This is a genomic window from Pseudomonas sp. GM55, from assembly GCF_000282395.1.
GTDB lineage: Bacteria > Pseudomonadota > Gammaproteobacteria > Pseudomonadales > Pseudomonadaceae > Aquipseudomonas > Aquipseudomonas fluorescens_CC.
Window position 1 is genome coordinate 12,669 of the sequence record NZ_AKJJ01000079.1, and the last position, 12,020, is coordinate 24,688.

The window sequence follows — 12,020 nt, forward strand, 5'->3', positions numbered from 1 at the left end:
TTATCGAGCCTCGATAACGCAGCCCGGAGCCGTAGGACGCGACATTGCCCAGTTGTGTTTCCAGCTTGCCGAACAGTCTGGCGCGTTCAAGTGAATCACCCTGACTTGTAGTTGACGAGGTTGATATATTGCAGGTATTCAGAAGCTCGCCTTTTAGGGGGACTCAACTTCCAGATACTTGATTTGTGCAGCGAAGATAAAGACCGAAAGCCATGGAGGTGAATAAAAAAAACCAACATAACCCCCAGGATGTGAATAAGATCCGCTTCAGGTGTTTTGGGAAGTCTCTTGCTTCGGTCGTATCTAAAATCCCTTTTCTGATGCTGATTCCCTGTAGTAATAACACCATGGTAAGAAAACCATTGCGCATGGCTTTCCCAATAAATCCGGCGTGAGAATATGCTGCCTTATTTGTTCTTACAAAACTGCTCTTTGGTAATAAGTCTTCCGCCTTTTCTGTATAGGCATGGATTATATAAATCAACCATACCTCTATGAGTGCAAGGGGGGTTAAAAGAAAAATTGATATTAGACCAAGAGGTACGTGGTTCATTGGCTCATTCCTTCATATAGGAACTCACCAATTTTTTCGCCTGCGCCACCCAATAATTTTCCACCCTGCCATCCACCCACTGCTCCACCTGCGACGCCGCACATGAGTCCCCCAGGACCACCAGTTGCTATTCCCAAAACAAACAAACATCCGAGAGTTGCCGTATAGCCGCCAATGACTCCCCCAGCGCTACCCCCCACTAAGGTTCCCGCCAGCGAAGCCCCCTCAACATACTTGGCCTTCGTGCATTCATCCTCCCGCCCCAACGCACATGCTTGCCGGATACTCAGCCCGGCAGAGGCAACGTCCAGCGCGACGCCAATATAGACCCCTCGCTTGATCAGCTTCGCCGCCCTGGCCACGCCGCTGACCTTCTGCGCATAACCGGCAATCTCCCCGGTGCTCATGTAGCTCTTGGTCGAAATCCCCAGCATGCGTTTTATCGAGCCTCGATAACGCAGCCCAGAGCCGTAGGACGTTACATTGCCGAGTTGTGTTTCCAGCTTGCCGAACAACCGGGCGCGTTCGGTGTAAAACCGGTCCCGGGCCGCTATCGATCCGCTGCGCAGATAGTCTTTATGGGCCTGTTCGATCTCCTCCAGGGTGGTCTTGATCGCGGCCATGTGTTTGCTCCAGCCGTCACTGACGACACCGGCGCCGATAGCACCGTCAGCGAGCATTTCCTGGAGCAGTTCGAAGTTATCGAGCAGGAAGTCGTCGGCGTCGACCTGATTGGTCAGCAGGGCGATGTGGATTTCCCGCGCCCTGGCCATCAGGTACGCCTCTTCATGGGTACTCGATTGAGTCGACACGTCGCCGATGATCACAAGCTCGCCCGCCAGCACCACCGAGTTGGCGATATGGCTGTTGAGTGCATCGAACTTGTTCTTGGCGATACCGGTCAGGCCCAGGTGGGCCTTGAGGGACGCGTAAGTCTGGGATTGCGCATTGATGAACGCCAGAGGCTGTGCCATGTCAGCCTCACGAATAACGTTTGTTGCCGATGCGATCCCATCCGCCGGCTACATTGCCGCCGCCGGCGCCATCGCTGCGTTTTTGCTGGGTATAGACTGTCTTGATGCGGCCATAGTCCAGTTGCACGATTTCTACCGGAATGCCGGCGCTGGCATTTTGCATGTAGTCGGCAATGATGACTTCCTCGAGCACGATCTCGAAATACTTGAGCTTGTCAGCCCCCGCACGGCTGAGCACCAGCGTGACTTCTTTCAGGTGGTCGCCGGCGCAACTCGCCTCCATCAACTTGCAGCTGGATTTGTCCAAGACCTTGGTAAAGGTGAAGGTGCTTAGCGTGGTGCGGCCGGCCGTCGCGCCACCGGCAGAGCTGGCGGTGGCTGAAGTGCTTTGGCGAGTGCCAAAGCTGTAGCCGTTGACCTCGATCCAGTCGCGGTACTTTTCGTCCAGGGCTTCGCCCGGAATGCCTTCGATTTTGATGTATGCGTCAAACGCCATGCGACCTCTCCTTGGCAATCAATATTTGCGGGAGGGAATGTACGTTCTTCCGGGCAGGCAGGGTTCATCCCAAAGCCGCTAATGGGTGAAATCAGATTTTTCCTACTCGGTGTTGGTGGGGGGCTGTAGGACGTTTGCGCGCAAGCCATGAATTTCTCTTTCGCAGCCCCTGTCATCAATTGCCAAGTCCCTGACGTTCAATGCGAAGCAACCCATGTGCACGTGACGATACTGGTTTGTTTATCGACACCGAACAATAAAGAGAACCCGCACTGACACATCAAGGCTGATGCCTCTTCATCCTGACGAGGGACTGTCAGTTGCATCTCGATAAAACAATCAAGGAGAGCGTGCAATGAAGTTCAGTTTTGTAGACAGCAGCCAGCCGAGCCGGCGGCGGGTTTTACGCGATGCTTTTACCTTGGCTTTGGCGGCCTCGCCGTTGGCCAACCTTGCCAGGGCCGCCGAGGAAACCGGTGCCGCCAGTGAGTCTGCCAATGAGGTGACCTTTGCCGCGGGCCCACGACCGCTGGTGCAATACCCGCAAAAACGCCCTTTGACCCTGGTGACCACGCGTCCACCGCATCTGGAGACGCCGTTCTCTGTCTTCAATGAAGGGGCCATCACGCCCAATGACGCCTTTTTCGTGCGTTATCACCTGGCCAATTTTCCGACCAGCATCGACCCCGACACCTACCGCCTGACGATCAAGGGTGTGGTCGACACGCCGCTGTCACTGTCCCTTGCCGAGCTCAAGGCCCTCGCCGAGCCGGTGGAGGTGGTGGCCGTCAATCAGTGTTCGGGCAACAGCCGTGGCTTTTCGATGCCGCGGGTGTTCGGCGCTCAGTTGGGCAATGGCTCCATGGGCAATGCGCGTTGGCTGGGGGTGCCGCTCAAGGCGGTGCTGGAAAAGGCCGGCGTGAAGGCCGAGGCCAGGCAAGTGACCTTCCGTGGGCTGGATAAACCGGTGCTGCCAAGCACGCCGGAGTTCATCAAGGCGCTGGACATCGGCCATGCCTTGGACGGCGAGCCGATGATTGCCTGGTCGATGAATGGCACTGACCTGCCATTCCTCAACGGTTATCCGATTCGTCTGGTGGTGCCTGGTTATTTCGGCACGTACTGGGTCAAGCACCTGAGCGAGATCGAAGTCGTCGACCATGCCTACGACGGTTTCTTCATGGCCAAGGGTTATCGGGTTCCGGATAACGACTGCTTCTGCGTTGCTCCCGGCACTACGCCGGCGAAAACCCAACCGATTTCCAGATTGCCGGTGCGCAGTTTCATTACCAGCGTCAAGCATGGCGACGTACTGCCTCTGAACAAAAGCGTGGTGCTCAAGGGCATCGCGTTCGACGGTGGTACCGGGGTGAACAAGGTGGAGGTGTCGATCGACGGCGGAAAGACCTGGCGTGAATCCACCCTCGGGCAGGACCTTGGCCGCTTCTCCTTCCGCGAGTGGACATTGCCGATCACCTTTACCAGCAAGGGCGCCACACAGTTGATGGTACGAGCCAGCAACAGTGCCGGCGAGACGCAACCGCTGCAAGCCGACTGGAACCCCGGTGGCTATCGCCGCCACGTCGTAGAAACCAGCCACGTGACCGTCGCCTGAGGAGGCCGCATGAAACCCATGAAATTCATGACCGCCTTGCTGTGCGCGGCTCAGGTCGGTCTGGCCAGCATGGCTGGCGCCGCACCCCTTTCGATTACGTTGCCGGCCGAAACGGCTGCCTTGAAGCCCAGTACATTGCCGGGCTACCCATTGGCCCGGCAGAAGTGTTCCATCTGCCATTCGGCCGATTACATCAACTTCCAGCCGCCGGGCATGAGCCTGGCGCAGTGGACCGCCGAAGCGGGCAAGATGCAGCACGTGTACGGTGCGCCGATCAGCGACCGGGATGTGAGTGTTATCGGCGCCTACCTGGCGGTGACCTACGGCAGTGCCCAGGCGAGCGATGCCGATGTTCAGGCGGCCTCGACCCCCCCGGCGGATCAGCCACCCACGGTGTCGGTTGCGAAAGTCGCCTCGGCCTTGCTTCAGGACAACGCCTGCCTGTCCTGCCATGCGGTCGATCATAAGGTCGTCGGCCCGGCCTATCATGATGTGGCGGCCAAATATGCCAATGACCCGCAGGCACTGGCCCGGGTCATGTCCAGCATTCAGCACGGCGGTAGCGGTAAGTGGGGGGATGTCCCCATGCCACCTTTTGCGCAGTTAAGCTCGGACGACCTGAAAAGCCTGGCGACGTTCATCATGAAACAGTGAATCAGCGTCAACCTGATGCAAAAAAGCCCACTGAGCCGACAACGGCCAGTGGGCTTTTTGGTAGCGGATGTGCAGATTTATTTAGACATCGAGGTGCTGTCCGCACTGAAGCGCTTGAGAATGTCCTGGTACATTCTGGTCCGTCGGTGATCCTGGCCATATCCGCCAGCGGCGGCGACGGTGCCGGCCTGGACGTGGTCCAGGTACTTGAATATCTTGCCGGGCGAAAGAAACACGACTTTGTAGCCAAGCCCGATCACACGATCCTGCAGCTCATAGCCGGGCACACGATCATCGATCTGAAAATGCAGACCCTGTTGTTTCATCAGCCTGCAATTCCACAGGGTACAGAAGCTTTTCAGGTATGTCTCGGTGTAGGGCTTCGGTTCTTTTGAGCGCAGGCCTAGGGACAGTTTCAGGCGGCGGAAATGGTGCTTGGCGAAGCGTGAAGTGAAGCGCCAGACAGTCCTTGGCAAGCCGCGATTGAGTTGCTCGGTACAGCCGACCGCGATGACTTTTCGATCCTTTGTGCAGTGCTCCATCATCATCGCAAAAACATTGGCATCGAAGACGAACGTGTCGGTGTGCATCAGGAACAGGTAGTCGGTATCGACCCTGGCCAGCGCCATGTCCAGCGCCTTGCCATGGGCGATGTGGCCCGGCTCTTTGGTGGGGGCATCCCGTTCGATCAGATTGATCCAGTCGAGTGAGCGCAAATATTCGACGCTGGCATCCGCCGAATCGTTATCCACCACCCAGACGGCAATCCCGGCTTTTTGTACAGGCTCGCGCAAGAGGTCCAGGCAGATCCTGGTCAGATCAAGGGTCTTGTAATTGACCAGTACGATGCTGAACGGTGGTTTGGCGTTTGTATCGACACTACCCATCTGCGAAATGCTCGACGACTCAAAAGCATCGAAGTTTAAAGAGGCAACCTTAGCCCAAGCTTAATTTCAGCTGGGCCGTTGGTGTCGAGACGGGCGCACGGTTTTGAAGCGCTGCCAGGGGCGCAGGCTATTGCTGCCTGACGCCCTCGAACGTACCTGTTCGCACCTCGCCGCTGCGGATGTAACGGGCGATCAGTACACCCCCGGGGGAGCTGATCGAGTTCAACAAGGTGAAAGCCGACGCTTGGGCGTTGTCGCCGAACAGACGCTTGCCGCGCCCCAGCAGGATGGGGTGAATCATCAGCCGCAATTCGTCCACCAGGCCGGCAGCAAGCAGCTGACGCACCAGGTCGCCGCTGCCTTGTGTCAACAGCCGGGGACCGTCCTGACGCTTGAGCGCGCTGATCGCGTCGACCAGGTTGCCCTGCAGCGCATGACTGTTCTGCCAGTCGAGTGAATCGGCGCGATGCGTGGCCACATGCTTGGGTACGCCGTTGAACAGGTCAGCAAGGGGGCGGTTGGTTGAGTCGGGCTGAATGCGCGGCCAATAGGAGGCAAAGATGTCGTAGGTGCGACGCCCCAGCAGCAATTCGAATGGCTGTGAGAACAGGTCCTGTACGGCCTGGCCGGTAGTTTTGTCGGCGTAGGGCACGATCCAGCCACCGAATCGGAATCCGCCAGCGGGATCCTCTTCAGGCCCGCCGGGCGCCTGCATGACGCCGTCCAGACTGATGAACGCGGCAACGGTCAGTGTGCGCATGCTCTTCTCCTGATTCATCCGGGTGAAAGTGTTTGTGCAGGGATGTCTGCGACCCCTTGGGATCATATCCCCGATAGATAGTCGAACCAGGCGCTGCGAAATCGACAACAGGATGCGCGGTTTGTATTCCTTGTGAGAATGCATTTAATAAAATTAATGAATTGCTGTTGCTCGAGGCCTGGGGGCATCGGTGGCGTCTGCATAATCGCTACGACCCGCATCGTTCCACGCAATGACGCGTGGTATCTGTGATGTGATTGCTGCAATCTGTGCACTAATGATCTGCACGCAACCCGTCTTGTTCATTGGAGGGTCAGTTCTCACACTAGCGGCATCTATGTGAAGGCAGCTTCTGACTGAAGGGGTAATGACAATGGTATCTGCGATCCGGTTTAGCCAGTGCGGCAATCCTGAAGTACTGAACCTCGAGACACTGAGCGAACAATCGCCAGGGCCAGGCGAGGTCTGGCTTGAGCAAGAAGCCATTGGCGTCAACTTCCTCGACGTCACCCAGCGTAAGGGCGCGGTGCCCATGGCATTGCCGTCCGGGCTTGGGCTGGAAGGCGCCGGGCGTGTCGCCGTTGCGGGTGCCGGTGTCAGCAATGTGCAAGTTGGGGATCGCGTCGCCTATGCCACCGGCCCTATTGGCTCGTATGCTTCGGCCCGGCTTTATCCGGCGCAGCGGCTGGTCAAAATTCCGGATGCACTGTCGTTCGATGATGCTGCAGCCGTCATGTTCAAGGGCATCACTGCGCAGTACCTTTTGAAAACCACCTATCCCGTAGGGCAGGGCACAACCATTCTCCTTTACGGTGTGGCCGGAGGGCTGGGGGAAATCATGGTGCCATGGGCCAAACACTTGGGTGCCACCGTGATTGGCGTGGTTTCAAAGCAGGCCAGTGTCGAAAAAGCCAGAGCGTCGGGCTGCGATGAAGTCCTGGTGTTTGATGCTGACAGCCTGGCATCGGATGTCGCACGTATCACCAACGGGAAAAAGGTCGACGTCGTCTATGACCCGATAGGGCGTGTTTCTTTCCAGGCATCCCTGGACAGCTTGCGACCCCGTGGTCTGATGGTATCGTTCGGCGCTTCATCCGGTGCGCCGTCAGCCGTGGAGCTGTCGACACTCAACGCCAAAGGCTCGCTGTTCCTGACACGCCCTTCGTTGGCAGCCCATACCACGAGTGTCGCTGAGTACCAGGAGCGTGCACAGGATGTTTTGGCCGCGATAGACGCGGGTATTATCAAGCCCCGGATCCGGGCCAGCTACTCGCTGGCTGATGCAGCATTGGCACATGCCGATCTGGAGTCGGGGCGTTCTTCGGGGGCGATCATTCTAAAACCATGAATCCTGATGTTCTGAACAATCAGCACAGTGACGAAATCGCTGCGTTTCTGGCCGTGGCCTCGCAAGGCTCGTTTGTCGGTGCCGGCCGGCTTTTGCAGCGACACCCGACAGTCGTCTCAAAGCGGCTCGCGGCAATGGAAAAGCGCCTTGGCGTTCGGCTCGTGGAGCGCTCGACCCGGCAGGTGCGAATCACTGAAGTCGGTGCCAGGCTGGAGCAGCGTCTGCGCTCAGCCATCGGGTTGATGAATGAAGCGCAACAGCAGGCGGCCGAAGGTGCCAGCGAAATTCGCGGTACTTTGCGACTTGCACTGCCAGCAGCCATGGGGCGACTTTGGCTCGGCCCGATGCTGCCGGAGTTTCTTGCGGCTTATCCGCAGGTCTCGATCCTTGCAGACTATAGCGAGCGTCTGGTCGACATCATTGATGAAGGTTTTGACGCGGCCATCCGGATTGGAGAACTGGAAGACAACAGGCTGATCGCCAGGAAGCTGAGCGACCATCGCCGGATTCTGTGCGCCTCGCCTGGCTACATCAAAAAGCACGGCATGCCCGAAACCCCACAGGATTTGATCAGGCACAATTGCCTTCGCTTCAGCGGTCTTGCGTCTTTTCCCCTGTGGAGACTTCATCGTGGCAACGAGCTTCAAGCGGTTTCCCCTAAAGGAAACCTGACTGCCAATGACAGCGAATCATTACTTGCCGCGGCCCGCGCCGATGCGGGAATCCTGGGGGCGGGCGACTGGTTGATGAGTCGTGATATTGCTGCCGGGAGACTGTTGCATGTGCTTCCTGACTGGCAATTGGATACCGCAGGTGGGGTCTATCTGGTCAGGCCATCGGCCAAGTTTCCAGGTGCCGTGGTTGTCGCGTTCAAACAATGGATCGAGTCAAAGTTTATCCCTTCGCCTCCGTGGGCCATTTGACCGCAGGCGATGACCTGTCTTTCGATCTGGACGGCGGTGAGGTTGTTTGCGGTGCTAGACTTTCCGGTTGATCAGCCCTGAGAGCCCGGTATGAACGATGAACAAAACCACGCGATTGCAAGGGCGAAACCTGACAGCGGAGCTCGTTGCTTGTGTTGAGCGGTTTGAGCCCGACCCCGGACCCGAGCCGGGCACGACCGAGCACACCAAAGCAGAGTTTGATGCGATGGTGGAGAGGCTGTTTCGTGAGTACAAACCGGAAGATCTTTGGATCTTTGCCTATGGCTCACTGATATGGAATCCGGAGTTCGAATTTGTCGAGAGCCGTAGCGCCACCGCCTATGGATGGCATCGGTCGTTCTGCCTGAAGCTGACTCGCTGGCGCGGCACACGCGAGTTGCCAGCCCTGATGTTGGCCCTCGACCGCGGCGGAAGTTGCAACGGGTTGGCCTACCGGCTTCCAGCACAAGATCACTTCAAACAACTGGGACTGCTGATGTTCCGGGAAATCGACGCAAACCCGCCGACCAATGTTCCGCGCTGGATTTCGGTTAAAACCGAGTCCGGGATATTGCGTGCATTGGCCTTTGTCGCAGCACGCGACGGAATGGCCTATGCCGGAAAGTTGCCCATGGAAAAGGTTGCCCATGTGTTGGCTCGAGCAGCCGGGCACTGGGGCTCGGCTGCCCAGTATCTATACCGGACCGTGACAATGCTCAAAGACCATGGCATCCGTGACCGTAATATGTGGCGCATACAAAGCCTGGTCGCACAGGAAATCGAAGAGCTCCAGTGCGCTGCGAAGAAGCCCTAGAGTTGCTTCACGATGGGCACCGGCCGGTGCGCTTGAGCAAAGCACTGTAGACGCGCTGTCCGAATAAACCGATGCCAAGGCCTGAGACAATGAGAGCGACTGCAGCGATTTTGTTGGCTGACAGGTTTTCATTGAAAATCATCACTGAGCCAAGCAGTCCGAAGACCGGCACCAGCAACGATAATGGCGCGACTGTCGACACTGGATAACGTTTCAGAAGTGAATTCCATACCCAGTAGCCCAGCAGTGTATTGGGGTATACCTGGAACAGGATCGACAGGACGGCGCGGTAGTCGAGTTGATCCAGCAATGAGCTGTAACCCGTCGAGCCGTTGATCGCGTAATCAAGCGCGAAAAGAGGGATGGGCGAAAACGCGCTCGACCACACCAGGAAGGCGAAGACTTGCGTTGTCCTGGCTTTCTTGATGATCACGTTGGCTGCACTCCAGGCAACCGCTCCCAGTAGCACCAGACTCAGGCCGGCCATGGTGACTGTCCCGTCAACGATGGAGATGATGCTCAACAAACCACACAACGCGAGACCCATGCCCGCATACTGAAATCGGGAAATCGCTTCCTTGAATATCCATGAGCCGAGCAGGATGGTGAAAAACGCGCTGGACTGAAGCACCAGCGACGCGATGCCTGCCGACAGACCAGACTTGATGCCAAGATTGACGACGCCCCAAAGTCCGATACCGAAGAACAGTCCGTAACCGATGATGTAACGCCACTGCACATCAGGTCTTGGAATGAAAATGATCGCGGGGAGTGCGCAAAGCGTGAAGCGAATGCCAGCAAGCATCAGCGGATCAACGGTGGTGAGGCCCAGTTTGATAACCGAGAAATTCACTCCCCATATGGCAGTGATCGCGATGGCGAGCAGCAGGTGCCTGATTCTCATGTTGAGCTTCCTTTATTGGCCGTTGAGCAATGACGCGTGAGAAACCACAGAACCAGGGCACTGGCGCTGATCGAGGCGCCAAGCAGACTGACGGCCATCCAGCCCCATAGCGCGTACACCTGGGTCGCGGCTGCGGCGCCCAGTGCGCTGCCAACCGAGTAGAAGCACATGTAGGCGCCGACCATGCGACTTTGGGCGTCGGGCCGTGCGCCGAAAATGATGCTCTGGTTGGTGACGTGTACTGCCTGCACCGCGAAGTCGAGCAGCACTACACCGCAGACCAGCGCGACCAGGGAAGTCTCGGCAAACGTGATGGGCAGCCAGGACAACGTCAGCAGCCCCAGCGAAATACCGCTCACTCGTTGCCCCAGGCCTTGATCGGCCCAGCGACCGGCGCTTCTGGCAGCAAGCGCGCCGGCAACGCCGGCCAGGCCAAACAGGCCGATGGCCGTGTGTGAAAGCGACAGCGGCGGGGCGCTCAATGGCAGCACCATCGATGTCCACAGCACGGAAAAAGCGGCAAAGATCAGCAGCGCCAACAGGCCCCTGACGCGCAGCGTGCGCTCGGTGATGAATAGTTTGAAGAGCGAACCCAAGAGCACCGGATAGGCGTCTTGATGCCTTAGCGACGCTGTGACAGGAATCACTCTCCACAACACCGCCGCGAGGGTCAGCATCATTGCCGAGGACACAAAGTAAACGGCGCGCCAGCCTGCGATGTCCGCAATCAGGCCAGAGGTAAACCGCGCCAGTAGAATGCCCAGGACAATGCCACTGGTTACCGTCCCCACAGCGTGCCCGCGTTGTGATGGCGTTGCCAGCACCGCGGCGTATGCCACAAGCACCTGAACGACCACTGCCAGCAAGCCCATCACGATCATGGCCCCCAGCAGTGCCAGCCATTGCTGTGATGCGCCGATTGCCGCCAGTGCAATGGCAGACAGCAGTACTTGAGTCAGGATCAGCCGCTTACGGTTGACCAGATCGCCGAGCGGGACAATGAACAGCAACCCCAGCGCGTATCCAGCTTGACTCGCAGTCACCACAACCCCGATCGTTGATGAGGCCACACCCAGACTCTGAGCCATGGAGTCGAGTAATGGTTGTGCGAAGTAAACGTTGGCTACTGCAAGCGCGCAGGTGAAAGAAAACAACAGCGTGAGCGACGGAGAAAGCCCTGGAGGTCGCTCGGTCCTGCTGCTTTTTTCAATGTCCGCAGGCAGCAATGCCGAAGGCTGGCTGGAGAAACGTTTGGTAGCTGAGTCGGCATCTGCTGTCATGTACGCCTCCATGGCGCTAAACTGGTTTCAATTTAAAACCTGATCGATTGTTACTGGATCTTGTTTCAAATTGCAACCACATTGTGCCGGGCCGGTGGACAGACTTGGCAAATCGAAATTCTGGAAGGTCAAAAAGATGGTCGCAGACACGTCACCGCAAGGCAGCGAATGCCCGGTAGCAAGAACACTTGAGGCCATTGGTGATCGCTGGTCGCTGATGATCATCCGCGACGCTTTTGACGACATTCGCCGCTTCAGCGAATTTCAAAAGAGCCTGGGCGTAGCCAAGAATATTCTGGCATCGCGACTGAAAACCCTGGTTGAAGTCGGGGTATTCGATGTTAGACCGGCATCAGATGGCAGTGCCTATAAAGAGTACGTGCTGACGGAAAAAGGACGGGAGATCTTTCCGGTTGTGGTCAGTTTGAGGCAGTGGGGCGAACGTTTCCTGTTCAAGCCGGACGAGACGCGTTCTGTGCTGCTGGATAACGAGTCCGGCCAGCCTCTGATGCCGCTTGATGTACGTTCATCAAGCGGTCAGAAACTTGGACCCTCTGATTGCCACAGGGTGAGACTCGTTGACGGAGGGTCATGAGTCGACAGCAGACTTGCTTCACACTCGAACGAACCTGGGGAATTCACGTCAGTATGCTCTGGCAGTTGACGGGAGCATGTCCGGTATTGGCTGTGTGGTCTGTCGCGATGGGCTGAAATCCACATCCCAAAGCGGTCAGTAAGCCGAGCCAAGCCAAGCCAAGCCAAGGTAAGCGAGCGAAGGACTGTGCATAGCCGCATTTTCCTTGTCCACGGAC

Annotated in this window: 13 protein-coding genes; 6 read left to right on the forward strand and 7 right to left on the reverse strand. The window is 57.4% G+C overall.

Annotated features, from left to right (window positions below):
* Positions 1-163: 163 nt before the first annotated feature.
* From PMI31_RS19960 to PMI31_RS19970, 3 genes are read right to left on the reverse strand one after another with little or no spacing between them, the layout of a single operon-like run.
* Positions 164-553 carry a hypothetical protein gene (locus PMI31_RS19960; protein WP_052037658.1) on the reverse strand — a complete coding sequence of 130 codons (390 nt, stop codon included), beginning with the start codon at positions 551-553 and terminating at the stop codon, positions 164-166.
* Positions 550-1,527 (reverse strand): hypothetical protein, encoded by a 978-nt coding sequence (locus PMI31_RS19965; RefSeq protein ID WP_008020133.1) that lies wholly within the window; start codon positions 1,525-1,527, stop codon positions 550-552. Before PMI31_RS19965 ends, PMI31_RS19960 begins: the two co-directional genes overlap by 4 nt.
* 7 nt (positions 1,528-1,534) lie before the next feature.
* Complete coding sequence (locus PMI31_RS19970; RefSeq protein ID WP_008020135.1) at positions 1,535-2,023, reverse strand: Hcp family type VI secretion system effector; 489 nt, start codon at positions 2,021-2,023, stop codon at positions 1,535-1,537.
* Between the two features lie 355 nt (positions 2,024-2,378).
* On the opposite strand from PMI31_RS19970, the gene sorA reads away from it, so the two are divergent.
* On the forward strand, positions 2,379-3,638 hold the full coding sequence (sorA, locus tag PMI31_RS19975) for a SorA family sulfite dehydrogenase catalytic subunit (protein ID WP_008020136.1): 1,260 nt from the start codon (positions 2,379-2,381) through the stop codon (positions 3,636-3,638).
* Between the two features lie 9 nt (positions 3,639-3,647).
* The gene (sorB, locus tag PMI31_RS19980) at positions 3,648-4,292 is read left to right on the forward strand and encodes a SorB family sulfite dehydrogenase c-type cytochrome subunit (RefSeq protein ID WP_008020139.1); all 645 of its coding nucleotides are present in this window, start codon (positions 3,648-3,650) and stop codon (positions 4,290-4,292) included.
* Between the two features lie 77 nt (positions 4,293-4,369).
* Here the strand turns inward: sorB and PMI31_RS19985 are convergent, their stop codons facing one another.
* Positions 4,370-5,179 carry a glycosyltransferase family 2 protein gene (locus tag PMI31_RS19985; RefSeq protein ID WP_008020140.1) on the reverse strand — a complete coding sequence of 270 codons (810 nt, stop codon included), beginning with the start codon at positions 5,177-5,179 and terminating at the stop codon, positions 4,370-4,372.
* 127 nt (positions 5,180-5,306) lie between these two features.
* Positions 5,307-5,939 (reverse strand): dihydrofolate reductase family protein, encoded by a 633-nt coding sequence (locus PMI31_RS19990; RefSeq protein WP_008020141.1) that lies wholly within the window; start codon positions 5,937-5,939, stop codon positions 5,307-5,309.
* A gap of 373 nt (positions 5,940-6,312) precedes the next feature.
* Here PMI31_RS19990 and PMI31_RS19995 point away from each other — a divergent pair, with 373 nt between their 5' ends.
* From PMI31_RS19995 to PMI31_RS20005, 3 genes are all read left to right on the forward strand, one after another.
* Positions 6,313-7,287 (forward strand): quinone oxidoreductase family protein, encoded by a 975-nt coding sequence (locus tag PMI31_RS19995; protein WP_008020142.1) that lies wholly within the window; start codon positions 6,313-6,315, stop codon positions 7,285-7,287.
* Positions 7,284-8,210, forward strand: a complete 927-nt coding sequence (locus PMI31_RS20000) for a LysR family transcriptional regulator (RefSeq protein ID WP_008020143.1) — start codon at positions 7,284-7,286, stop codon at positions 8,208-8,210. Before PMI31_RS19995 ends, PMI31_RS20000 begins: the two co-directional genes overlap by 4 nt.
* Before the next feature lie 97 nt (positions 8,211-8,307).
* Positions 8,308-9,024 (forward strand): gamma-glutamylcyclotransferase, encoded by a 717-nt coding sequence (locus tag PMI31_RS20005; protein WP_043302510.1) that lies wholly within the window; start codon positions 8,308-8,310, stop codon positions 9,022-9,024.
* A 7-nt stretch (positions 9,025-9,031) separates the two neighbouring features.
* Here the strand turns inward: PMI31_RS20005 and PMI31_RS20010 are convergent, their stop codons facing one another.
* Positions 9,032-9,928, reverse strand: coding sequence for an EamA family transporter (locus tag PMI31_RS20010; RefSeq protein ID WP_008020145.1), 897 nt, complete (start codon positions 9,926-9,928; stop codon positions 9,032-9,034).
* A complete protein-coding gene (locus PMI31_RS20015; protein WP_008020146.1) occupies positions 9,925-11,208 on the reverse strand; it encodes an MFS transporter in 1,284 nt (427 codons plus the stop codon). Before PMI31_RS20015 ends, PMI31_RS20010 begins: the two co-directional genes overlap by 4 nt.
* A gap of 136 nt (positions 11,209-11,344) precedes the next feature.
* Here PMI31_RS20015 and PMI31_RS20020 point away from each other — a divergent pair, with 136 nt between their 5' ends.
* Positions 11,345-11,803, forward strand: a complete 459-nt coding sequence (locus PMI31_RS20020) for a winged helix-turn-helix transcriptional regulator (RefSeq protein ID WP_008020147.1) — start codon at positions 11,345-11,347, stop codon at positions 11,801-11,803.
* The last annotated feature ends 217 nt before the right edge of the window (positions 11,804-12,020 follow it).

Bases quoted from the DNA above. Each gene is read 5' to 3' on its own strand.
- PMI31_RS19960 (WP_052037658.1), bottom strand. From the start codon at position 553: ATGAACCACGTACCTCTTGGTCTAATATCAATTTTTCTTTTAACCCCC.
- PMI31_RS19965 (WP_008020133.1), bottom strand. From the start codon at position 1,527: ATGGCACAGCCTCTGGCGTTCATCAATGCGCAATCCCAGACTTACGCG.
- PMI31_RS19970 (WP_008020135.1), bottom strand. From the start codon at position 2,023: ATGGCGTTTGACGCATACATCAAAATCGAAGGCATTCCGGGCGAAGCC.
- sorA (WP_008020136.1), top strand. From the start codon at position 2,379: ATGAAGTTCAGTTTTGTAGACAGCAGCCAGCCGAGCCGGCGGCGGGTT.
- sorB (WP_008020139.1), top strand. From the start codon at position 3,648: ATGAAACCCATGAAATTCATGACCGCCTTGCTGTGCGCGGCTCAGGTC.
- PMI31_RS19985 (WP_008020140.1), bottom strand. From the start codon at position 5,179: ATGGGTAGTGTCGATACAAACGCCAAACCACCGTTCAGCATCGTACTG.
- PMI31_RS19990 (WP_008020141.1), bottom strand. From the start codon at position 5,939: ATGCGCACACTGACCGTTGCCGCGTTCATCAGTCTGGACGGCGTCATG.
- PMI31_RS19995 (WP_008020142.1), top strand. From the start codon at position 6,313: ATGGTATCTGCGATCCGGTTTAGCCAGTGCGGCAATCCTGAAGTACTG.
- PMI31_RS20000 (WP_008020143.1), top strand. From the start codon at position 7,284: ATGAATCCTGATGTTCTGAACAATCAGCACAGTGACGAAATCGCTGCG.
- PMI31_RS20005 (WP_043302510.1), top strand. From the start codon at position 8,308: ATGAACAAAACCACGCGATTGCAAGGGCGAAACCTGACAGCGGAGCTC.
- PMI31_RS20010 (WP_008020145.1), bottom strand. From the start codon at position 9,928: ATGAGAATCAGGCACCTGCTGCTCGCCATCGCGATCACTGCCATATGG.
- PMI31_RS20015 (WP_008020146.1), bottom strand. From the start codon at position 11,208: ATGACAGCAGATGCCGACTCAGCTACCAAACGTTTCTCCAGCCAGCCT.
- PMI31_RS20020 (WP_008020147.1), top strand. From the start codon at position 11,345: ATGGTCGCAGACACGTCACCGCAAGGCAGCGAATGCCCGGTAGCAAGA.